The sequence below is a fragment of the Microbacterium xylanilyticum genome (genome assembly GCF_054654695.1).
On sequence record NZ_BAAIEN010000002.1, the window covers coordinates 3,918,536 to 3,940,542 of the forward strand.

Here is a 22,007-nt window from a genome sequence, read left to right on the forward strand (position 1 = left end):
GACGAATGTACTGGCCGGTCGTGGACGGCCCCGGTTGTGGTCATTAAGAAAAACTTCCGTGACCTGACGGTGACCTGGGCCGGCGTCCGGCGCCGCCATCCGGGCACGCGAAAGGGGCCGCCTCCCGAAGGAGACGGCCCCTGACAGGGCGTCGGCGCTTACTTGGCTGCGACGACCTGCAGCGTGATCACAGCGGTCACGTCGTCGTGCAGACGGACGGTGGCCTCGTGGTCGCCGACCGACTTGATCGGCGAGGTGATGTGCACCTTGCGCTTGTCGATCGCACCGATGCCCGCGGCCTCGACGGCGGCGGCGACATCGGCGGTCTTGACCGAGCCGAACAGACGGCCCTCGGCGCCCGCCTTGACGGTGAGACGGACCTTGGTGGCCTCGATGGCGTTCTTCAGCGCCACCGCGTCGTCGAGGTCGTGGATCGCGCGCGCCTTTCGGGCGGCCTGGATCTGCTCGACCTGCTTCTCGCCACCGCGCGTCCACGCGACAGCGAAACCCTGCGGCACGAGGTAGTTGCGGGCGTACCCGTTCTTGACCTCGACCACGTCACCGGCGCTACCGAGCCCGGCGACCTCATTCGTGAGAATCAGCTTTGCCATGTCGGTGCTCCTTAACGGCCGGCGCCGGCGTAGGGCAGGAGAGCCATCTCGCGCGCGTTCTTGATCGCCTTGGCGATCAGGCGCTGCTCCTGCACGGACACACCGGTGATGCGACGGGCGCGGATCTTGCCGCGCTCCGAGATGAACTTGCGGAGGGTCGCGACGTCCTTGTAGTCGATGACACCCACGCGGATGGACTTCGCGGGGGCGGCGTTCTTCGCGCCCTTCCGCGGCTTGCGGCGGTCGCCGCTCGACTTTCCAGCCATGAGTCTTCCTTACGAGAAATGGTTTTCGGATCCGTCAGGATCCGGAATCTTGTGTTGCTTCGGGTCAGAACGGGGTGTCGTCGCCGAAGCTGCCGGGAGTGCTCCACGCATCCGCGCTCGAGGAGCCGGGGGTCGACCACGGCTCGTCGTTGTCGCGCTGCTGCGAGCGCCCACCGCCCTGCTGGCCGCCGGAGAAGTTCCCGCCGCCGCTCGAAGCGGCACGGGTGACCTGGGCGGTCGCGTAGCGGAGCGAGGGGCCGATCTCGTCGACCTCCAGCTCGATCGCGGTGCGGTTGTTGCCGTCGCGGTCCTGGTAGGAGCGCTGACGCAGGCGTCCGGATGCGATGACCCGCATGCCCTTCGTCAGGGATCCCGCCACGTGCTCGGCGAACTCGCGCCACACGGACGCGCGGAGGAACAGCGCTTCGCCGTCCTTCCACTCGTTCGCCTGGCGGTCGAAGGTGCGCGGCGTCGAAGCGATGGTGAAGTTCGCCACCGGCAGCCCGTTCTGCGTGTAGCGCAGCTCGGGGTCGGCGGTGAGGTTCCCCACCACGGTGATGACGGTCTCGCCGGCCATGATGCCTTAGGCCTTCGCGACCTTGGGCTTGCGAGCGGCCTTCTCCTCGACGCGCTTGGCCTCGGCGGCGACCTGGGCGATCGCTTCCTCGGCACGCAGCACCTTGGTGCGGAACACGAGCTCGCTGAGGTTCAGCTGGCGGTCGAGTTCGTTGGTGGCCTCGCTGGTCGCGGTGAAGTTCACGACGGCGTAGATGCCCTCGGTCTTCTTGTTGATCTCGTAGGCGAAACGGCGCTTGCCCCAGATGTCGACCTTGTCGATCGAGCCACCATCAGCGGTGATGACCTTCAGGAACTTGTCGAGGTTGGGGGCAACCTGGCGCTCGTCCAGCTCGGGGGTCAGAATGACCATGAGCTCGTACTGGTGCGTCACTTACCCACCTCCTTCGGACTAGAACGGCTTCCGGGACTTTCCCGGAAGCAGGAGGGTGTGTTGCACGTGCCGGGGCAGAATCCACCCGGGCAACCTGAACAGCTTAGCGGATCCTCCTGAATGCGCCGAATCGGATCCGTCCGCGGTCGATAGCATGACCCGCATGGACCATGTCGATATCGAGTGGGAGCCCGCGCGCGAGGCGAACCGGCAGAACTGGGACGAGCGGGCGGCGCTGCACGTCGACGCCTACGGCCTGGACGCCTTCGACGACCCGGCGCATCTCTCCGACGTTGTGCGCGCCGATGCGGCGGCCCTCGCCCCGTTCCTGCCAGAGGGGTTCGCGGGCCTGGACGTGTGCCACCTGCAGTGCCACATCGGCACCGACACGCTCTCGCTCGCGCGGCTCGGCGCGCGAGTCACCGGCGTCGACTTCTCCCGGCCTGCGCTCGACGCGGCGTCCGCCCTCGCCGCGCGCCTGGATCTCGAGGCCGCCTGGGTGCAGACCGACGTGCTCGACGCCCGCGCGGCCGTCACCGGAGACTTCGACCTCGTCTACACGAGCATCGGCACGATCACCTGGCTGCGCGACCTGGACCGGTGGGCCGGGCAGATCGCCGGCCTGCTGCGCCCCGGCGGGCTCTTCTACATCCGCGACGGCCACCCCGTGCTGTACGGCCTCGACGAGAACCGCGACGAGCTCGTGCTGCGCTACCCGTACTTCGGCGACGGATCCGCCCAGGCCTGGGACGAGCCCGGCACCTACGTCGGCGACGGGACCGTCACGCACACGCGCACCTACGAGTGGCCGCATCCGATCTCGGAGGTCGTGAACGCGCTCATCGGCGCGGGCCTGCGGATCCTGCGCATGGACGAGGGGAAGACCCTCCCGTGGCGCTTCGCCCCGCGGATGGCGCCGTCCGGCGGCGACTTCGTGTGGCCGGACGAGGAGCGCGATCTCGTTCCCTGCACGTTCACGGTCATCGCCCGCAGGGAGTGATGCCCGCGATTTCCGCTGTGCAATCGCGGATCCCGCAATAGCGTGGAACGGTGACGACCCCGGTGAACCAGCCCGCACGCTCGTATCCGTTCGATGCGAGGCCGTTGACGGATCCGGTGGACCGCGCGGCGCTGGCGGCGTACGCACGCTCGGCCGCGGCCTCCGGGTCCGGCGTGAGCGGCGCGCAGATCTTCGGCGCCGTCTTCGCCGGGGTGGTCGTCGTGATGATGCTCGGCATGTTCGGCACGGTCGGCGCGGCGATGCTGGCGTCGCGGCTGGGCGTGGCGAGCGGACTCATCCCCGTGCTGCTGGTGCTGATCGCGGTGGCCGTCGTCGTGGTGGCGATCGTCTTCTGGCTGCGCTCCCGGCGGATCAGGCAGTACCGGCTCGCCTCCTTCGCGGCCGCGAACGGCATGACCTATGAGCCGTCGCTGAGCGACCCCGCGCTGCCCGGGATGATCTTCAGCCTCGGCAGCGGCCGTGTCTCCACCGACCTCGTCCGCGGATCCTCGCCCCGCTTCGTCGAGTTCGCGAACTACCGGTACACGACCGGATCCGGCAAGGACCGCCAGACCCACCCGTGGGGCTACATCGCGATCCATCTGGACGTGCCGCTTCCCAACATCGTGCTCGATGCCATCGGCAACAACGGACTCTTCGGATCCAACCTCCCCGCGCGCTACGCGAAGCACCAGCGACTGTCGCTCGAGGGCGACTTCGACCGGTACTTCGCGCTGTACTGCCCCGAGGGGTACGAGCGCGACGCGCTGTACCTGTTCACGCCCGACATCATGGCGCGCTTCATGGACAGCGCGGCGGCGTTCGACGTCGAGATCGTGGACGACTGGCTGTTCCTGTACGCGCAGCGGCAGCAGGTGTCGACGCTGGATCCGGCGACGTGGGCGCGCATGTTCGCGACGGTCGGCGCGGTGATCGACAAGCTCGCGCAGTGGGCCCGCTGGCGCGACGAGCGGCTCGGCCAGGCCGCGGCGCAGGGCCAGGAGCTCGCCGCCGGTCCCGGCACCGTCCTGGGCGCGCCCGGTGTTCCGCCCGTTCCCGGCGCCCCGGCCGGGTTCCTGGCGTCGGGGCTCGCGGCTCCCACGCCGGCACCCGGTCAGCAGCCGTGGTCTCCCCCGCCCGGCGTCGCCCCGGGAGGGCGCCGGCTCAAGCGCGGCTTCTCGTGGAGAATCGTGGTGGCGCTCGTGATCGGCCTGCTCTGGGTCCTCCTCCACGTCATCGGCCCCCTCATGGGCATGCTGTTCGCACGCTGACGCGTCGCCCGGGCAGCAGAACGCCCTTCGTCTCGCTGCGCTCGCTCAGCGACCGATGGAGACCGGTCCCTGAGCGAGTCCTTCGTCTCGCTCACGCTCGCTCAGGAACCAGCGACGAGACGAAGGGCGTCGCGGGTGCCGCGTGGCGAACCTCAGCCCCGGCGCACCGCCTGCCAGAGGGCGCGGCGCTCGGCCTGCTCCACGGGGTCGGGCACGGGCAGCGCTGCCAGCAGCTCCCGCGTGTAGGCGTTCGACGGATCGTTCAGCACCTGGGCGGTCGTGCCCTGCTCCTGGATCCGGCCCCGCTGCAGCACGATGATGCGGTTGGAGACGGCATCGATCACGGCGAGGTCGTGGCTGATGAACAGTGACGCGAAGCCCAGCTCGGCCTGCAGCTGCACGAACAGCTCCAGCACCTTCGCCTGCACCGAGACATCCAGCGCGCTGGTGGGCTCGTCGGCGATGAGCAGCTTCGGATCCAGTGCGAGCGCGCGGGCCAGCGAGGCGCGCTGGCGCTGCCCGCCGGAGAGCTCGTGCGGGAAGCGGTCGCCGAAGTTCGTCGGCAGCCGCACCGCGTCGAGCAGCTCATCCACGCGGGCGCGGGCCGCGGCCACGCTGGACGCCCGGCCGTGCACGACCAGCGGCTCCGCGATGCACTCGGCGATCGACAGCAGCGGGTTGAAGCTCGTCGCCGGATCCTGGAACACGAACCCGATCTCCGGGCGCAGCGGAGCGAGCTGGCGCTGCTTCACGCCCTTCATCTCCTGGCCGAGCACGGTCAGGGATCCGCCGACGACCGTGGTGAGGCCGACGACCGCGCGCCCGATCGTGGTCTTGCCCGATCCGGACTCGCCGACCAGGCCCACGACCTCGCCGGGACCGACGTGGAAGTCGACGCCCTTCACGGCGACGACGCCGCCCCGGCCGAACCGCCCGGGGTAGCCGATCTCGCACGCCCGCGCCACGATGAGGCTTCCGGCGGGGGGCGCGTCGACGGTCGCTGAGCTCGTCGAAGCGCCCGAGGTGGTCCCCAGCGCCGACTTGCCCTGGCCGACGTGCGGCACGGCGGCGAGCAGCTCCCGGGTGTAGTCCTGCTGGGGGTTCGCGAAGAGCTCGCGCACCGGGGCCTGCTCGACGACGTCGCCGCGGAGCATCACGACCACGCGGTCGGCGAGGTCGGCGACGACGCCCATGTTGTGCGTGATGAGCACGATCGTCGCGCCGAACTCGTCACGGCACGCGCGCAGCAGCTCGAGGATCTCGGCCTGGACCGTCACGTCGAGCGCGGTGGTCGGCTCGTCCGCGATGATGAGCCCGGCGTTCAGCACGAGCGCCATCGCGATGACGATGCGCTGCTTCTGACCGCCGGAGAACTGGTGCGGGTAGTCGTCGACGCGCTTGTCCGGATCCGGGATGCCCACCTTGCGGAGGATCTCGACGGCCTTCGCCTTCGCCGCCTTCTTGGAGAGCTTGCCGTCGGCGTGCGCCCGCAGGCCCTCCGCGATCTGCCAGCCCACCGTGTACACGGGGTTCAGAGCGGTGGACGGCTCCTGGAACACCATCGCCGCGTCGCGGCCGCGCATCGCCCGCAGCTTGGCGTGCGACGCGTGCACCACGTCGGTCTCGCCGCCGCGACCGCGCACGATCACCGCACCCGACATGGTGGCGGTCTCGGGCAGCAGGCCGAGCAGCGCGTTGGCGGTGACGGTCTTGCCGGATCCGGACTCGCCGACGATCGCGAGCACCTCGCCCGCGTGCGCCTGGATGTCGATGCCCTTCACGGCGTCGACGGGCTCGCCGTCCGTCGCGAAGCGCACCTTGAGGTTCCGGATCTCCGCCACGTCGGGCAGTCCTGTGGTCAAGGTCATGCCGCACCTCCCGCGCGACGGCGGGTGCGCAGTCGCGGATCGCTCAGGTCGTTCAGGCTCTCCCCGACGAGGGTGATGCCGAGCACCACCAGCACGATGGCGAGGCCGGGGAAGATCGACGTCCACCAGATCCCGCTGGTGACGTCGGCGATGGCGCGGTTCAGGTCGTAGCCCCACTCCGCGGCCGAGGTCGCCTCGATGCCGAAGCCCAGGAAGCCGAGACCGGCGAGGGTCAGCAGCGCCTCCGAGGCGTTCAGCGTGATCAGGACCGGCAGCGAGCGCGTGGAGTTGCGCAGCACGTGGCGGATCAGGATCCGGGTGGTCGGCACGCCGATCACCTTCGCGGACTCGACGAACGGCTCCGCGCGCACGCGCACCACTTCGGCGCGGATGACGCGGAAGTACTGCGGCACGAACACCACGGTGATCGACAGCGAGGTCGCCATGATGCCGGACCACAGGTTGGACTGGCCGTGGCTGATCACGATCGACATCACGATCGCGAGCAGCAGCGACGGGAAGGCGTAGATCGCGTCGGCGATGACGACGAGCGTGCGGTCGAGCCAGCCCCCGAAGTAGCCGGCGACCAGGCCCAGCGCGATGCCGATGAAGATCGAGCAGGCGATCGCGGCGAGGATCACGAGCAGCGCGGTCTGGGATCCCCAGATCACGCGCGAGAACACGTCGAAGCCGCTGACGGTCGTGCCGAGGATGTTGGTGGGGTTCGGCGGCTGCTGCGTGCCGAACTTCACCCCGTTCACGGCCTGCTGCGCCCAGGAGTAGGGCGCGATGACCGGGGCGAGGATCGCGGTCAGCACGAACACGCCGGTGATGACGAGACCGACGACCAGCATGCCGCGCTGCAGACCCACGCTCTGGCGCAGATGGGAGACCACCGGGATCCGCTCGCTCCAGCGCCGTTTCCGCGGAGCCTGGGCGGCGAGCGCCGAGGTCTCCGGGGTGGGGAGGTCGCGATCGATCACGGGTTCGGGGGTGTTGTCGACGGTCATGGTCAGTACCTCACCCTCGGGTCGATCATGGCGGCGAGGATGTCGACGATGAAGTTGGTCACCGCGACGATCACCGCGATCATGACGACGATGCCCTGCACGGCCACGAAGTCGCGGGCCTTCAGGTACTCGCTCAGCATGAAGCCGATGCCCTTCCACTCGAACGTCGTCTCGGTGAGGATGGCGCCGGCGAGGAGCATCGCGATCTGCAGGCCCATCACCGTGATGATCGGGATGAGCGCGGGACGGAAGGCGTGCTTGGTGACCAGGCGGTACTCGCTCACGCCGCGGGAGCGGCCCGAGGTGACGTACTGCTGGCCGAGGGTGCCGATCACGTTCGTGCGGATGAGCCGCAGGAAGATGCCCGCGGTGAGCAGGCCGAGCGCGAGCGCCGGCAGGATCGCGTGCCACAGCACGTCGCCGATCGCGGGGCCGTTGCCGAGCCGGATCGCGTCGAGCAGGTAGATGCCGGTGGGGGTGTTCACCCCGCTCATCAGAAGCTCGGTCTGCGTGCCGGCGCGGCCGGAGACGGGCATCCAGCCGAGCCACACCGAGAAGACCAGCTTCAGGAGCAGGCCGACGAAGAAGATCGGAGTGGCGTAGGCGAGGATCGCCATGATCCGCAGGGACGCGTCCTGCCACTTGTCGCGGCGGTGCGCGGCCACCAGACCGAGCGGGATCGAGACCGCGAACGCGACGATGAGCGCGTAGATCGCGAGCTCGAGCGTGGCGGATCCGTAGGTCAGCAGCACCTGGGTGACGGGCTGGCCGTCGGTGATGGTCGTGCCGAAGTCACCGTGCAGGATCCTGCCCAGGTACTCGAAGTACTGGATCAGGACGGGCCGGTCGTAGCCCGCCTGGTGCACGCGTGCGGCGAGCTGGTCGGGAGGGAGGCGACCGCCGAGGGCTGCGGTGATGGGATCGCCGGTGATCCGCATCAGGAAGAAGACCAGGGTGACCAGGATGAGGACGGTCGGGATGATCAGCACCAGGCGGATCAGGATGTAGCGCCACAGTCCTCCTCCGGAGGAGGCGGGGCGCGTCGCCACGGGGTCTGCGGCGATGGCGTCAACGGACATGGAGAACCTTCGTGAGGAGGGTGGGCGCTGCGCTGCGCCCGGACGAGCACGGGGCACCGTCGCGTGTGCGGCGGTGCCCCGTCTGAGGATGCGCTACTTGCTGAGCGGCGCGTAGCGGAACTTGAACGAAGCGTCGAGCGTGGTGCCCTTGACGTCCGTCCCGGTGAACGCGATCTGCTTGCCCTGCAGCAGCGGGAGCGTCGACAGATCCTTGGCGACCATGTCCTGGATCTGAGCGAGGTCGGCCTTGCGCTTGTCCTTGTCGGTCTCGGTCTGCGACTTGACGATCAGGTCGTTGACGGCCTGGTTGTCGTAGTGGTTCTTCAGGAAGTTGTCGGTCGTGAAGAACGGCGACAGGTAGTTGTCGGCGTCGGAGTAGTCCGGGAACCAGCCCAGCTGGTACGCGGGGTACACGTCGGCCGTGCGGTCCTTGGAGTACTGCGTCCACTCGGTGCTCTGCAGGTTGACCGTGAACAGGCCGCCCTGCTCGAGCTGAGCCTTGATCGCCGCGTACTCGTCGCCCGACGACGGGCCGTAGTGATCGCCGTTGTACTGCAGGCTCAGCGCCACCGGGGTGGTCACGCCGGCGTCGGTGAGGACCTTCTTCGCCTTGTCGAGCGAGGGACCGCCGCTGCCGTCGCCGTACATCGACTTCAGCGGCTGGGTGGCACCCTCCATGCCGTCGGCGACGAAGGAGTACAGCGGGCTGTAGGTGTCCTTGTAGACGTCCTTCGCGATCGCCGCGCGGTCGACGAGGTCGGCTGCCGCCTGACGCACCGCCTGCGCCTTGGCCGGGTCGGCCTCAGGAGTCGTCGCGCCGTAGGGCATCGTGTTGAAGTTGAACACGATGTAGCGGATCTCGCCGCCGGGGCCGTCGACGATCTTGACCTTCTTGTTCTTGGCCAGGTCGTCGGCGTCGGTGGCGGAGAGGCTGCGGAACGCCACGTCGATGTCGCCCTTGCCGATCGCGAGCTTCAGGTTCGACGCGTCCGCGAAGTACTTGACGTTCACGCCGGCGTTCGCGGGCTTGCCGAGCTCGCCCTGGTAGCCGGCGTACGGCTTGTAGGCGATGAGCTGGTTCTTCTTGTAGTCCGTGATCTCGTACTGACCGGCGAACGCCTTGCCCTTGATGATGGTGTCATCGTCGGTGACCTTGTCGGCCGAGAACACCTTCTCGTCGACGATGGGACCGGCGGGGCTGGACAGGATCTGCGGGAAGATCTGGTCGTTGCCGTTCTTCAGCTTGAACACGACCGTGGTCGGGTCGGGTGCCTCGGTGCTCGCGAGGTTGCCCAGCAGCGACGCCGGCCCGTTCGGGTCGTTGATCTTGAGCTGACGGTCGAAGGAGAACTTCACCGACGCCGAGGTCAGCGGGTCGCCGTTCGCGAACTTCAGGCCCTTCTTGAGCTTGACCGTGTACTCGGTCGCGGAGGTGAACTCCGCCGACTCCGCGATGTCGGGGGTGACCTCTGCCGTGCCGTACTTGCTGTTCATGAGGAACGGATAGATCTGGTTCATCACCGCGAAGGATCCGTTGTCGTACGAACCGGCCGGGTCGAGGAACGTGATCTTGTCGGTCGTGCCGACGGTGATCGTGCTGCCGCCGGATCCGCCGGTCGAGCCGCCGCCGCCCGTGCTGCTCGTCGCGCAGCCCGCGAGGACGAGGGCGGTGGCTCCGAGCGCTCCGATCGCGAGGCCCAGACGGCCTCGAGTGCTGTGGAATGACATATACACCTCTGTATCGGTTCCAGGCCGCGCTTGGTCGCGGCCACACATCCATGGCCGTCGGGGTACACGGCGCACGGGACACCCGATTGTAGGCACGACCGCGCGATTCGCGTGAGTTCCGTCGCCGAGACGTGACCTGGGCCGGAGATCTTCCTGCGGGCGGGCGCGTGGCCGTCAGCCCGTCGGAGGGACCGGACGCAGTGGCCGGGTGTAGTCCTCCTTGGTGACCGAGAGATGCATCCACGTCTCGATCCGCTCCACTCCGTCGAGCGCCCGCACCCGCTCCAGCGCCGCATGCAGCGCACCCGTCGAGGGCTGCACCAGCGTCACCACGGCATCGAACCGGCCGATCGTGCGCGTGGCGAAGTCGACCTCCGGACGCGCGCTCAGTGCGGCGAGCACCGCGTCGCCGTCGCCAGTGAGGGTGAGCCCCACCCCCATCGACAGCTGCCGGTGGCCGAGGCTGCGGGCCTCGACCGCCACGACCGCCATGACCCCTCCGTCGAGCAGACGGCGCACTCGCATGGCCACGGCCGACGGCGACAGCCGTACCGCCTCGCCGAGTGCGCGGTAGCTCATCCGGCCGTCGCGCTGCAGCTGGGCGATGATCGCCTCGTCCAGACGGTCGATCGTCACCTCGCCGCGGTACCGGGAGACGAAGAATCCTTTGACCACGTCGGTGTACACGAGGGTGTTCACGGCGGACACCCCGGGGATCGCGCGGATGCGGGCGATCGACTCCTGCAGGGCGGTGAGGGCAGGGGCGCGCACCTCGCTGACGATGTCGTGCGCTCCCCCGACAGCGGACACGAGCACCGTCTCCTCCATGGCGCGCAGCGTGCCCGCGACCTGCTCCACCGGCGCCGAGAGACGCAGGGAGAGGTGCCCGATCACCTGCTGCCCGGAGAACGCCGGATCCACCATGGCCACGACCCGCAGCAGACCCTCGTCGAGGATCGCCTTCAGCCGCGCCGCGACGGCCGCCCGCGGCCTGACCAGGGACCGGGAGAGGTCCTGGATGCTGATCCGGCCGTCTTCGTGCAGCGCCGCGATGAGCTCGTCGTCGAAGTCCATGCGTCCTCCCTGGCGCACTCCGCGGAAATCTCCGGATTCGCCGCTGTTGACGGCCATGATGTCCAGAACAACGGTACAGGATCCGATTGACTGGCGGAGAGTGTCAAATGTGGCGTCAAAGCCGTTCAGATCATCGGTCGATGACCCATCTGGCCGGTTCTTCTGCTCTTGTCACGACTCGCCGGCGGTCCTAGCATCCTCGCTAACCGAGAACCACCGGCGAAAGCGGATCCCGAGCAGGCCGCTGTCGCCCCAGAGGGAAGAACGCCATGACTGATCTGATCGGCCCCGTCGACGCCTCCGTGAACCCGCGCTACGCGGGCTTCGCCACTTTCGCCCGCCTGCCACGGCTGGAGGACGTCGACCACGCCGACATCGCCGTGGTCGGCGCGCCGTTCGACTCGGGCGTGAGCTACCGCCCCGGCACGCGGTTCGGACCGTCGCACGTGCGCGAGTCCTCGCGCCTGCTGCGCCCCTACAACCCGGCCCAGGACTTCTCGCCGTTCGCCCGCGCCCAGGTGGTGGACGCCGGCGACATCGCCCTCAACCCGTTCGACATCACCGAGGCCGTCGAGGAGACGGACCGTGCCGCCACCGCCCTCGGCGAGCGCGCGTCCCGCCTCATCACCATCGGCGGCGACCACACCCTCGCCCTTCCGCTGCTGCGCGCGGTGGCGCGCAAGCACGGTCCCGTCGCGGTGCTGCACTTCGACGCGCACCTCGACACCTGGGACACCTACTTCGGCGCCCCGATCACGCACGGCACGCCGTTCCGCCGCGCGAGCGAAGAGGGCCTCATCGACATGACCGCGAGCTGCCACGTCGGCACGCGCGGGCCGCTCTACGACAAGAGCGACCTCGAGGACGATGCCCGCCTCGGCTTCTCCATCGTCACCAGCGAAGCGATCGAGGAGCACGGGGTCGAAGCCGCGATCGAACGGATCCTCACCCGCATCGGCGATGCGCCGCTCTACGTCTCGATCGACATCGACGTGCTCGACCCCGCGCACGCCCCCGGCACCGGCACCCCCGAGGCCGGCGGCCTGACCAGCCGCGAGCTGCTCCGGATCCTGCGGAGCCTGCGCGACACGAACATCGTGGGCGCCGACGTGGTCGAGGTCTCCCCCGCGTACGACCACGCGCAGCTGACCGGCATCGCCGCCAGTCACGCGGTCTACGAGCTCATCACCCTGCTCGCGATGCAGATCGACCGCGCCCGCTGAGCCCTTCCACCCGTCCCGAACACCCGCCGAACACCCGACCCGAAGGGAGCGTTCACCGATGAATGCCCTGCTCGACCCCGCCCCGGTGCTGGAGGCCGCCGATCGCCTGATCGCCGCCTTCGCCGCCACCGACACCGCCGCGTACTTCGCGTGCTTCCACGAGGACGCCACGTTCCTCTTCCACACCGAGCCGGAGATCCTCCCCGACCGCGCCGCGTACGAGCGGATCTGGGCGGGGTGGGTCGATGCCGGATGGCGCGTCGTCTCCTGCGAGAGCTCCGACCGCGTCGTCACGGTCGTCGGCGACACCGCCGTCTTCGCCCACTCGGTGCGCACCGTGACCGAGATCGACGGGATCCGCGAGAGCGTGCACGAGCGCGAGTCGATCGTGTTCGCCCGCACCGACGCGGGACTGATCGCCGTGCACGAGCACCTCTCCCCCGCGAGTGGCGCCGACGCCGGAGACCCCGCGTCCGATGCGGGTGCCGCGACCGAGGTGACGGCATGACCGTCGAGGCGGAGGGCGTCCTCCCGCGCACCGAGACCGTCGCCATCGGCACGGCGCCCGGCGTCACCGAGGTGGAGCCGCACGGCGTCGAGGAGATCCCCGCCGCCGAGCGCACGGCGCGGCCGATCGACCTGTTCCGGCTGATCTTCGGCGGCGCGAACACGTTCGCGACCGTGGTGCTCGGCAGCTTCCCGATCGTGTTCGGCCTGTCGTTCTGGAACGCACTGCTCGCGACGCTGATCGGGCTCGTCCTGGGAGCGCTCATCCTCTCCCCGCTGTCGCTGTTCGGCGCCCGCAACGGCACCAACAACGCGGTGTCCAGCTCGGCGCACCTGGGCGTGCACGGCCGGGTCGTCGGATCCTTCCTGTCGCTGCTGACGGCGTTCGCGTTCTTCTCGATCTCGGTGTGGTCGTCGGGCGACGTGCTCGTCGGCGCCGCTCACCGCGCCATCGGGGTGCCCTCGAACGACATCACGCTCAGCCTCGCCTACGGCCTGTTCGCCGTGCTGGTGCTGATCGTGTGCATCTACGGCTTCCGCTTCATGCTGCTCGTGAACAAGATCGCGGTGATCGCGGCGACCGTGCTGTTCGTGCTGGGCGCGATCGCCTTCGCGGGCATGTTCGACCCCGGCGCCCCCGGCGCGGTGAACCCCGGAGACCCGGGCTTCGCGGCGGCGTTCGTCGGATCCGTCCTCGTGGTGATGTCGAACCCGGTGTCGTTCGGTGCGTTCCTCGGCGACTGGTCGCGCTACATCCCGCGCAAGACGCCCAAGCGCCGTCTCATGATCGCGACGTTCGCGGCGCAGATCGCCACGATCATCCCGTTCCTGTTAGGCATCGTCACCGCGGCGATCATCGCCGGCGCGCACCCGCAGTTCATCGCCGAGGGCAACTACGCGGGCGGCCTGCTCGCGATCTCACCGGACTGGTACTTCATCCCGGTGTGCCTGATCGCCCTCATCGGCGGGATGTCGACCGGCACGACCTCGCTCTACGGCACCGGTCTCGACTTCGCGAGCGTGTTCCCCCGGTTCAGTCGCGTGCAGGCGACCCTGTTCATCGGGATCCTGGCGATCATCGGCATCTTCGTCGGGCGCTTCGCCTTCAACGTGGTGCAGTCGATCTCGACCTTCACGGCGCTGATCGTGGTGTGCACCGCACCGTGGATGATCGTGATGACGATCGGGTGGATCGTGCGGCGCGGCTGGTACGACTCCGACTCGCTGCAGGTGTTCAACCGGCGGCAGCGCGGCGGCCGCTACTGGTTCGCGCACGGCTGGAACTTCCGCGGGCTGGGCGCGTGGCTGTTCTCCGCAGCGGTGGGGCTCTGCTTCGTGAACCTGCCCGGGCAGTTCGTCGGCCCGCTGGGGAACCTCGCCGGGGGCGTCGACCTCTCGATCCCGCTCGGGCTCGGCTGCGCGCTGATCCTGTACCCGGCCCCGCTGCTGCTGTTCCCGGAGCCCGCCGACGCGTACGGCCCCGAAGGCCCGCGGTTCGTCCGGGTCGCCCCGCCCGCCGACCACCCCATCGTCGACGCGGCGGCCTGAACCTGCGGATGCTCGGTCAGGTCAGGGCGAAGTGCTCGAGCTCGGCCTGATCGAGCATCCGGGAGCGGGTCAGGAACCTCTTCCCGGTGGGCGATTCGACGCTGAACCCGGATCCGCGTCCGTCGACGACGTCGATCGTGAGGTGCGTGTACTTCCAGTACTCGAACTGCGACTCGGACATGTACACCGGCACGGCGTCGTCCAGCCCGATGTCCAGGGCGCCGAGGAGCACGTCCCCCGGCCCGGTGAGGAACATCCCCACCGGATAGCACATGGGTGCGGATCCGTCGCAGCAGCCGCCGGACTGGTGGAACATCAGGGGTCCGTGCTGCGCAGTCAACTCGCGCAGCAGCGCCGCCGCCTCTGCGGTGACGTCGACCCGGTGGAACTCGGGCATCGCCTGCTCCTCTCGTGATGCCGGGCGGGCGCCCTTTCGCAGAGCGCCCGCCCGTTCCTGGGGATCCGGATCAGAAGAAGCCCATCGGCCCCTCGGCGTAGGAGACGAGGAGGTTCTTCGTCTGCTGGTAGTGGTCGAGCATCATCCGGTGGTTCTCACGTCCGACGCCCGACTGCTTGTAGCCGCCGAACGCCGCGTGCGCCGGGTACTGGTGGTAGGTGTTCGTCCAGACCCGGCCGGCCTCGATCGCCCGGCCCGCGCGGTACGCGGTGTCGCCGATGCGGCTCCACACGCCGGCGCCGAGCCCGTAGAGCGTGTCGTTCGCGATCGAGATGGCGTCGTCGAAGTCGGAGAAGCTCGTCACCGACAGCACCGGCCCGAAGATCTCCTCCTGGAAGATCCGCATGTCGTTGGTGCCCTCGAACACCGTCGGCGCGATGTAGTAGCCCTCGCTGAGGTCGCCGCCCAGGTCGACCCGCTCACCGCCGGTGAGGAGGCGCGCCCCGCCCTGCTTGCCGATGTCGATGTAGCTGAGGATCTTCTCGAGCTGGTCGTTCGAGGCCTGCGCGCCGATCATGGTGTTCAGATCGAGCGGGTTGCCCTGCACGACCTTCTTCACGCGCTCCAGGCCGTCGGCGAGGAAGCCGTCGTAGATCGAGCGCTGGATGAGTGCGCGCGAGGGGCAGGTGCAGACCTCGCCCTGGTTGAGCGCGAACATCGTGAAGCCCTCGAGCGCCTTGTCGTAGAACGAGTCCTTCGCCGAGGCGACGTCCTCGAAGAAGACGTTGGGGCTCTTGCCGCCGAGCTCGAGGGTCACCGGGATGAGGTTCTGCGACGCGTACTGCATGATGAGGCGCCCCGTGGTGGTCTCACCCGTGAAGGCGACTTTGCGGATCCGCTTGTGCTGGGCGAGCGGCGCGCCCGCCTCGATGCCGAAGCCGTTCACGATGTTCACGACGCCGGCCGGCAGCAGGTCGCCGATGATCTCGAACAGGAACAGGATCGACGCGGGGGTCTGCTCCGCCGGCTTGATGACGACGCAGTTGCCCGCGGCGAGCGCGGGAGCGAGCTTCCACGTGGCCATGAGCAGGGGGAAGTTCCACGGGATGATCTGACCGACCACGCCCAGCGGCTCGTGGAAGTGATAGGCGACGGTGTTGTCGTCGAGCTGGCTGATGCCGCCCTCCTGCGCGCGCAGGACACCGGCGAAGTAGCGGAAGTGGTCGACGGCGAGGGGGATGTCGGCCGCGAGCGTCTCGCGGATCGGCTTGCCGTTCTCCCAGGTCTCCGCGATCGCGATGATCTCGAGGTTCTCCTCGATGCGGTCGGCGATCTTGTTCAGGATGTTCGCGCGCTCGGTCGGGCTGGTCTTGCCCCAGCTGGCGAAGGCCTTCCAGGCGACGTCGACGGCGCGGTCGATGTCCTCGCTGGTGCCGCGGCCGACCTCGGTGAACGGCTTGCCGTTGACGGGGCTGACGTTCTCGAAGTACTGCCCCTTGACGGGTTCGACGAACTCGCCGCCGATGTAGTGCCCGTAGCGCGGGCGGTAGTTCGCGAGCGCGCCCGGCTGCCCCGGCGCCGCATAGGCGGTCGACACGCTCTCCTCGATGATGGTCATCGCGTCTCCTTCGACGTACCGCGGCTGCGATGCCGCGCGGGTTGATGTGCCTCGAAGGTAGGCGCGCGCCCGTTGCACCCCGGTGCGTCACGTTGCATCCGGTTGCGCGCTTCTCTGGGATCGTTCGCCCCCGGTGCCTGAGCTTGTCGAAGGGACCCCGCGACCCCGGCCGCTTCGACAGGCTCAGCGACCGACGCGCTCGGTCCCTGAGCGAGCGAAGCGAGACGAAGGGCGTCAGTCCTGCTCGAGCCGCTCGATCCGGCTCACCAGCCCCGCCCGCTTCGGCGAGCGCGCCGGCAGCAGCTCCAGGCAGAGCCGCAGGATCTCGGTGTCGTCGGCGCCCTCGGGGATCTCCGCGTAGCTCAGCAGCACGTCGATGCTGGCCTCGGTGCGCATGGTCTCGCGCAGAGTGGAGCGGACCGACTCGCGGTACTCCTCCACGCCCGGCGCCGTCGAGTCCGGCAGCACGGGGCCGCGGTAGGCGCTCAGCGCCACCCTGTGGGCACCGCGGTCGAGCAGCGACAGCACGTCCTGCGCGTCGGTCTCCAGCGGCACCGTCAGCCGGTAGGGGCGCGACTCCGGCACGAGCGCGGGCCAGATCCGCTCCAGCACCTTGCGCAGGCGCACCATCTCGGGCCGCAGCGTGTCGGCCGACGATCCTTCGCCGTACACGAGCTCCGCGAGCCGCTCGGCGGACAGCCCCTGGCGGTGCACGGCGAGCAGCAGCAGGATCTCCGCGTGCCGTGCGCTGAGCTCCACGGACCGCTCGCCGCCGTCGCCGGTCACCTCGAGCCGCGCCCGGTCACGGCCGAGCACCCGCAGCGCGGCCCGGGCCGGCGTATGCCGTCGGCGCGGGACCGACGCGGGAAGCGCGGGCTCCGCTCTGGCGCGCAGCCGCGCCACGAGCAGTTCCGCCTCCACGGCCCGCGCGGTGGCGTCCACCAGCATGCGAGCGTGCGGGCTCGCCGCCTCGGATCCGCCGGTCACGTCGATCACCCCGAGGATGCGCCGGTCCTCGGGGTCGAACACAGGCGCCGCCGTGCACGACCACGGCTGCACGAGCCGGTTGTAGTGCTCGGCCCCGTGGATCTGCACCGGGGCGCCGAGCTCGAGGGCCGTTCCGGGCGCGGAGGTGCCGACCGACCGCTCCGACCAGTTCGCTCCTTCGACGAAGCCCATCTCGCCCGACAGGATCCGCTGGTTCAGGTCCCCCTCGACCCACAGCAGTCGCCCGGCGTGGTCGCCGACGGCGACGATGACACCCGAGTCGTCCGCGGATCCCGGCAGCAGCAGCGCCCGGATCGTGTCCATCGCGCCGGCGAGCGGGTGCGTCCGCCGATAGGCGTCGAGCGCCTCCTGGGTGAAGTCGAGCGGGGGCAGGCCCTCGGCGCCGACGCGCTGCCGCCAGGAGCGCTCCCACGACTCCCGCACCAGGGAGCGCACGCTCTGCAGCCGGCGGTCGTCGATGTTGCCTGCCACGAGCTCCTCGTGCGCGCGCTCGATCAGCAGGCGCGACGCGGCCGGGGAGGGCTCCCGGGAGGGCTGCCAGGGCGAGGACACGAGGTCTCCGATCGTCGGCGACGGAGTGGATCCAGTGTACGGCGACGAGATCCGGCTGTCGCCGATGCCGCCGGCGGAGCGCCGCGAAGGGCCGCGTTCCCCGTCAGACCGCGGGCTCGTGCTCGTGGTCCTCGAGGGCGTGCTCGTCGACCGTGCGGGCGTCGGTCAGGGTGAGCGCGCCGAGGCCGGAGATGACCCCCACCCCCACGGCGAGCACCGCGAACACGACCTGCTCTCCGTGGAAGAACGACGCGACGAGTGCGGGAGCCCATGCTCCCGCGGGGAGCGACACCGTCACGAGCGCGGCGATGAGCGTGCCGACGACGGCCGTGCCGACGCTGGCGCCCAGCTCCTGTGCGGTGTCGTTCATGGCCGCACCCATCGAGGTGCGGTTCTCGGGCATCGCACCGACCAGCGCCACGGCGCAGATCGTCATGACGGTGCGCAGGCCTGCGGTCATCACCACCATCGCGATGGCGATCGCCAGGTAGTCGTGCTGGACCGCCCAGGCCATCAGCCCGAGGCCCGCCGCAAGCAGTCCTGCTCCGATGAGGCACGCGATGCGGTGCCCGCACCTGCGCACGAGCCACTCGGTGAGGGGCGTGGCGAGGATCATCGTGGCGATGAGCGGCAGATTGGCCAGGCCCGCCTGCAGCGGCGACCAGTCCCACGCGTACTGGAAGTGCAGGATCAGCGCGAACATCACGCCCGCCATCGCGACCGAGGTGCCGATCTGGGCGATGACCGCGCCCCGCACGGTCCCGCTGCGGAACAGGGACAGATCGAGCATCGGCGCGGCCGCCCGCCGTTCGCGGAGGACGAAGAGCACGAGCGCGATGACGGCGCCGATCCCGACCGCCAGAGTGATCGGAGACGTCCAGCCGTTCTCGACGCCGCTCGTGAGGAGGTAGCACGCGAGGCCGATCGTGAGAATGCTGAGTGCGGCGCCCGGCAGGTCGAGCCGGTCCTTGGTGAGGCCGTCGGCCGAGTCGGCGGGCACGCCGAAGCGGACGCCCGCGGCGGCGATCAGCGCGATGGGCGCGTTCACGAGCAGCAGCCACTGCCAGGGCAGGTGCGCGAGCATCGTGCCGCCCAGGAGCGGGCCGACGACGAAGCCGGACATCCCGACGACCATCATGAGCGTGATGGCGCGCATCCGCAGCTTCTCGTCGTCGAACAGCCGGAAGACCAGCGAGTTGGTGATCGGGGCCATCGCGGCTGCAGCGACGCCGAGCAGAGCGCGCAGCGCGATGAGCTCTCCGGTGGTGTTGATGAGCAGCACGGCGAGACTGATGAGCCCGAACAGACCCAGGCCGATCTGCAGCACCCGGCGTCGCCCGAATCGGTCGGCGATCGAACCGGCCGTCAGCAGCAGACCGCCGAAGGTGAGCGAGTACGCGCCGGTGATCCACTGCAGCGAGGTCGTGTCCCCACCGAGTTCCCGTCCGATGGTCGGCAGCGCGATCGACAGGAGCGTGTTGTCGACCATCTCGACGAAGAACGCGAGACAGAGCGCGGCGAGCGGGATCCAGGCCGCCCGCAGGGAGGAGTAGGTGCGTGCGGGAGCGAGGACGGATGCACGAGTCATGGGCGATTCCTCCGGATCGGGAAGGTGGATCGAACAACGTTCGACAACCGAACGCCGTTCGATACGATAGAACGATGTTCGATGATGCGCAAGCGCCTCCCGCGCCGAGCGGCCCGTCATGGTGGGATGGAGCCATGGCATCCACACCGCAGCAGAGCGACGGGCCCTCGCGGCCGCGCGGTCCGCGCACGCGCTCGCGCGCCTCCCACTCCCTGGAGTCGGTGCTGGCCGGCGCGGTCGAGATCCTGGACGAGTCCGGCGCGCAGGGGCTCACCATCCGGGCACTGGCCACCCGGCTGGGCGGCGGCGTCGCGAGCGTGTACTGGTACGTGTCCGGACGCGACGAGCTGCTGGACCTCGCCGCCGACTCGGTGCTCGCCGGCGTGCTCGAGGCGACAGCAGACGTCGGCGGCGCCGATCCGATCGAGGACATCCGCACCATCGCGCTCACCATGTTCGACGCGATCGTCGACCGCCCCTGGCTCGGCGCCTATGCCCTCCGCGACACGACGAGCCAGATCCACTCCCTGCAGCTCTACGAGCGGATCGGCGAGCACGTGATGCGGCTGGGCCTCACGCCGCGCCAGACGTTCCATGCCACGTCTGCGGTGGTGGGCTACGTGATCGGCACCGCCGCCGACCTCGGCCAGGAGCCGCCTGCCGCCGTCGTGTCGGGCGAAGTGAGCCGCGAGCAGTACCTGGCCTCGGCCGCCGCGCAGTGGCGCGCGCTCGATCCGACCGAGTACCCCTTCGTCCACCACATCCTCGACGAGTTCGACGGTCACGACGACCGCGACCAGTTCCTCGGCGGGCTCGACCTGCTGCTTGCCGGTCTCCGCCTGCAGGCGGGACGCTAGACCCGCCGGCGACGGTGTCAGTCCCGCGCGGCCCACCAGGCGCGCAGGCGCTGCTCGGCGGCCTCTCGCCCGATGACGCCCTCGTCGAGGCGCAGGTCCAGCAGGAACCGGTAGGCCTCGCCCACCTCGCGCCCGGGCGGGATCTCCAGGATCCGCTGCACGTCGTTGCCGTCGAGCTCGGGACGGATCGCGTCGATCTCCTCCTGCTCGCGCAGGGCGGTGATGCGCTGCTCGATGTCGTCGTACGCGGCGGCGAGCCGCGCGGCCTTGCGCCTGTTGCGCGTGGTGACGTCGGCGCGGGTGAGGATGTGCAGGCGCTCGAGCTGGTCGCCGGCATCGCGCACGTAGCGGCGCACGGCGGAGTCGGTCCAGGCCCCCTCGGCGTAGCCGAAGAAGCGCAGGTGCAGCTCGATGAGCTTCGCGACGGCGTCGGTCGTCTCCTTGTCGAACCGCAGGGCCTGCAGGCGCTTGCGCGCGAGGCGGGATCCGACCACGTCGTGGTGGTGGAAGCTCACCGCACCCCCGGGTTCGAGCTTGCGGGTGCGCGGCTTGCCGATGTCGTGCAGCAGGACCGCGAGGCGCAGCACGGCGTCGGCCGGCTCACCGGGATGCCGGGCGTGCTCGAGGGCGATGGCCTGCTCCAGCGCGGTGAGCGAATGCTCGTAGACGTCCTTGTGGTGGTGGTGCTCGTCGATCTCGAGCTTGAGTGCGCTCACCTCGGGCAGGAACTCGTCGATGAGGCCGGTGTCGACGAGCACGCGGATGCCGCGCACCGGGTCGTCGGACTGGAGCAGGCGGATGAGCTCGGCCTGGATCCGCTCGGGGCTGACGATCGTCAGCGTCTGCCGCAGCTCGGCGATCGCGGCCAGGGTGCGCTCCTCGATCCCGAAGCCGAGCTGCGCGCTGAAGCGGGCCGCCCTGAGCATGCGCAGCGGGTCGTCGCCGAAGCTCACGTGCGGGTCGGTCGGGGTGCGCAGGAGCCCGGCGAGCAGATCCTCCACGCCTCCGGTCGGATCCACGAGCCTCTGCTGCGGAACCAGGAACGCCATCGCGTTCACGCTGAAGTCGCGGCGCACCAGGTCGCCGTCGATGTCGTCGCCGAACTCCACGACGGGCTTGCGGGTCACGCCGTCGTACGCGTCGGCGCGGTAGGTCGTGATCTCGACCTGCTCGCCATGCACCCGGGCGCCGATCGTGCCGAACTCGCGACCGATGTCCCAGTGCGCCGTGGCGATCGGCTTGACGATGCGCAGGATGTCGTCGGGGCGGGCGTTCGTGGTGAAGTCGAGGTCGTGCGTGGCGCGGCCGAGCAGCGCGTCGCGCACCGGACCGCCGACCACCGCGAGGTCGAACCCCGCGTCGGCGAAGGCGTCGGCGAGGATCCGGACCACCGGATCCTCGGCGAGGGCACCCAGGCGCGCAAGGGACTCGGCCATGTTGAGCATGGGTTCCAGGGTACCGGGGCGTCCGGGCCGGCGTCGGGCCCGGGGACCGGCGGACGTTCCCCTGGGAGTCAGAAGGTCGGGCCGCTCGACGGCGGGAACGGCGTGCCGCCCACGTCGCGTATGGCCTGCTGCTCGGCCTTCGCATGGCTGATGACCAGAGCACTCAGGCAGAGCCCGCTGAGCAGGGCCACACCGAGGAAGATCCACGGGCCGAACTGCGGATCCACCAGCTTCAGCACGTACACGAACACGATCGCGCCGAGCAGCACGGGCCCCTCGATGCACGCGAACGCGAGGAACACCCGAGCCCGCCGGCGCGCGAAGTCGGCGGAGATGCGCCGCACCTGCGCCTCGGTCGAGTAGTCCATCGATTCCGCCACGCCTCCGACCCTATCCGGGTTGCCTGCC

At 69.7% G+C, this 22,007-nt stretch carries 21 protein-coding genes; 6 read left to right on the forward strand and 15 right to left on the reverse strand.

Features of this window, described 5'->3' with window-relative positions; all coding sequences use genetic code 11:
- Window positions 1–158: 158 nt before the first annotated feature.
- The 4 genes from rplI to rpsF form a co-directional block, all read right to left on the reverse strand.
- Window positions 159–611 (reverse strand): 50S ribosomal protein L9, encoded by a 453-nt coding sequence (gene rplI / locus ACYQ1L_RS19430; protein WP_460005619.1) that lies wholly within the window; start codon window positions 609–611, stop codon window positions 159–161.
- 11 nt (window positions 612–622) lie between these two features.
- Complete coding sequence (gene rpsR, locus ACYQ1L_RS19435) at window positions 623–877, reverse strand: 30S ribosomal protein S18 (protein WP_040168021.1); 255 nt, start codon at window positions 875–877, stop codon at window positions 623–625.
- A gap of 64 nt (window positions 878–941) precedes the next feature.
- Complete coding sequence (locus tag ACYQ1L_RS19440; RefSeq protein WP_460005620.1) at window positions 942–1,454, reverse strand: single-stranded DNA-binding protein; 513 nt, start codon at window positions 1,452–1,454, stop codon at window positions 942–944.
- Window positions 1,455–1,460: 6 nt separating this feature from the next.
- Window positions 1,461–1,826 (reverse strand): 30S ribosomal protein S6, encoded by a 366-nt coding sequence (rpsF, locus tag ACYQ1L_RS19445; protein WP_460005621.1) that lies wholly within the window; start codon window positions 1,824–1,826, stop codon window positions 1,461–1,463.
- A gap of 163 nt (window positions 1,827–1,989) precedes the next feature.
- Between rpsF and ACYQ1L_RS19450 the strand changes: the two genes are divergently transcribed.
- Window positions 1,990–2,826 (forward strand): class I SAM-dependent methyltransferase, encoded by an 837-nt coding sequence (locus tag ACYQ1L_RS19450; protein WP_460005622.1) that lies wholly within the window; start codon window positions 1,990–1,992, stop codon window positions 2,824–2,826.
- Window positions 2,827–2,876: 50 nt separating this feature from the next.
- Entirely contained in the window at window positions 2,877–4,097 is a 1,221-nt protein-coding gene (locus tag ACYQ1L_RS19455; RefSeq protein WP_460005623.1) for a hypothetical protein, read from the forward strand.
- A 152-nt stretch (window positions 4,098–4,249) separates the two neighbouring features.
- On the opposite strand, the gene ACYQ1L_RS19460 is transcribed toward ACYQ1L_RS19455, so the two are convergent.
- The 5 genes from ACYQ1L_RS19460 to ACYQ1L_RS19480 all read right to left on the reverse strand — a co-directional run bounded on the left by ACYQ1L_RS19460 (window position 4,250) and on the right by ACYQ1L_RS19480 (window position 10,913).
- Window positions 4,250–5,965: a dipeptide ABC transporter ATP-binding protein gene (locus ACYQ1L_RS19460; RefSeq protein WP_460005624.1), complete on the reverse strand. Its 1,716-nt coding sequence runs from the start codon at window positions 5,963–5,965 to the stop codon at window positions 4,250–4,252.
- The gene (locus tag ACYQ1L_RS19465; RefSeq protein ID WP_460005625.1) at window positions 5,962–6,975 is read right to left on the reverse strand and encodes an ABC transporter permease; all 1,014 of its coding nucleotides are present in this window, start codon (window positions 6,973–6,975) and stop codon (window positions 5,962–5,964) included. The genes ACYQ1L_RS19460 and ACYQ1L_RS19465 overlap by 4 nt, the downstream gene beginning before the upstream one ends.
- A gap of 2 nt (window positions 6,976–6,977) precedes the next feature.
- Window positions 6,978–8,054: an ABC transporter permease gene (locus ACYQ1L_RS19470; RefSeq protein ID WP_460005626.1), complete on the reverse strand. Its 1,077-nt coding sequence runs from the start codon at window positions 8,052–8,054 to the stop codon at window positions 6,978–6,980.
- 93 nt (window positions 8,055–8,147) lie between these two features.
- On the reverse strand, window positions 8,148–9,782 hold the full coding sequence (locus ACYQ1L_RS19475) for an ABC transporter substrate-binding protein (protein WP_460005627.1): 1,635 nt from the start codon (window positions 9,780–9,782) through the stop codon (window positions 8,148–8,150).
- Between the two features lie 174 nt (window positions 9,783–9,956).
- Window positions 9,957–10,913 carry an Lrp/AsnC family transcriptional regulator gene (locus ACYQ1L_RS19480; RefSeq protein WP_460005628.1) on the reverse strand — a complete coding sequence of 319 codons (957 nt, stop codon included), beginning with the start codon at window positions 10,911–10,913 and terminating at the stop codon, window positions 9,957–9,959.
- 212 nt (window positions 10,914–11,125) lie between these two features.
- Between ACYQ1L_RS19480 and speB the strand changes: the two genes are divergently transcribed.
- Genes speB through ACYQ1L_RS19495 form a run of 3 tightly spaced genes read left to right on the forward strand, consistent with a single transcriptional unit; the run spans window position 11,126 to window position 14,134 of the window.
- Entirely contained in the window at window positions 11,126–12,079 is a 954-nt protein-coding gene (gene speB / locus ACYQ1L_RS19485) for an agmatinase (RefSeq protein ID WP_460005629.1), read from the forward strand.
- A 58-nt stretch (window positions 12,080–12,137) separates the two neighbouring features.
- Window positions 12,138–12,587 (forward strand): nuclear transport factor 2 family protein, encoded by a 450-nt coding sequence (locus tag ACYQ1L_RS19490; protein WP_460005630.1) that lies wholly within the window; start codon window positions 12,138–12,140, stop codon window positions 12,585–12,587.
- Window positions 12,584–14,134: a purine-cytosine permease family protein gene (locus tag ACYQ1L_RS19495; protein WP_460005631.1), complete on the forward strand. Its 1,551-nt coding sequence runs from the start codon at window positions 12,584–12,586 to the stop codon at window positions 14,132–14,134. The genes ACYQ1L_RS19490 and ACYQ1L_RS19495 overlap by 4 nt, the downstream gene beginning before the upstream one ends.
- A gap of 16 nt (window positions 14,135–14,150) precedes the next feature.
- On the opposite strand, the gene ACYQ1L_RS19500 is transcribed toward ACYQ1L_RS19495, so the two are convergent.
- From ACYQ1L_RS19500 to ACYQ1L_RS19515, 4 genes are all read right to left on the reverse strand, one after another.
- Window positions 14,151–14,531 (reverse strand): DUF779 domain-containing protein, encoded by a 381-nt coding sequence (locus tag ACYQ1L_RS19500; RefSeq protein ID WP_460005632.1) that lies wholly within the window; start codon window positions 14,529–14,531, stop codon window positions 14,151–14,153.
- A gap of 70 nt (window positions 14,532–14,601) precedes the next feature.
- Window positions 14,602–16,149 carry an acetaldehyde dehydrogenase ExaC gene (gene exaC / locus ACYQ1L_RS19505; protein ID WP_159575159.1) on the reverse strand — a complete coding sequence of 516 codons (1,548 nt, stop codon included), beginning with the start codon at window positions 16,147–16,149 and terminating at the stop codon, window positions 14,602–14,604.
- 234 nt (window positions 16,150–16,383) lie between these two features.
- The gene (locus tag ACYQ1L_RS19510; protein WP_460005633.1) at window positions 16,384–17,709 is read right to left on the reverse strand and encodes a GAF domain-containing protein; all 1,326 of its coding nucleotides are present in this window, start codon (window positions 17,707–17,709) and stop codon (window positions 16,384–16,386) included.
- Window positions 17,710–17,812: 103 nt separating this feature from the next.
- Window positions 17,813–19,297 (reverse strand): MFS transporter, encoded by a 1,485-nt coding sequence (locus ACYQ1L_RS19515; RefSeq protein WP_460005634.1) that lies wholly within the window; start codon window positions 19,295–19,297, stop codon window positions 17,813–17,815.
- A 134-nt stretch (window positions 19,298–19,431) separates the two neighbouring features.
- On the opposite strand from ACYQ1L_RS19515, the gene ACYQ1L_RS19520 reads away from it, so the two are divergent.
- Complete coding sequence (locus ACYQ1L_RS19520; protein ID WP_460005635.1) at window positions 19,432–20,154, forward strand: TetR/AcrR family transcriptional regulator; 723 nt, start codon at window positions 19,432–19,434, stop codon at window positions 20,152–20,154.
- Window positions 20,155–20,171: 17 nt separating this feature from the next.
- Here ACYQ1L_RS19520 and ACYQ1L_RS19525 read toward each other — a convergent pair whose 3' ends face one another.
- Window positions 20,172–21,599 (reverse strand): CCA tRNA nucleotidyltransferase, encoded by a 1,428-nt coding sequence (locus ACYQ1L_RS19525; protein WP_460005636.1) that lies wholly within the window; start codon window positions 21,597–21,599, stop codon window positions 20,172–20,174.
- 68 nt (window positions 21,600–21,667) lie between these two features.
- A complete protein-coding gene (locus tag ACYQ1L_RS19530) occupies window positions 21,668–21,979 on the reverse strand; it encodes a hypothetical protein (RefSeq protein ID WP_460005637.1) in 312 nt (103 codons plus the stop codon).
- Window positions 21,980–22,007: the final 28 nt, after the last annotated feature.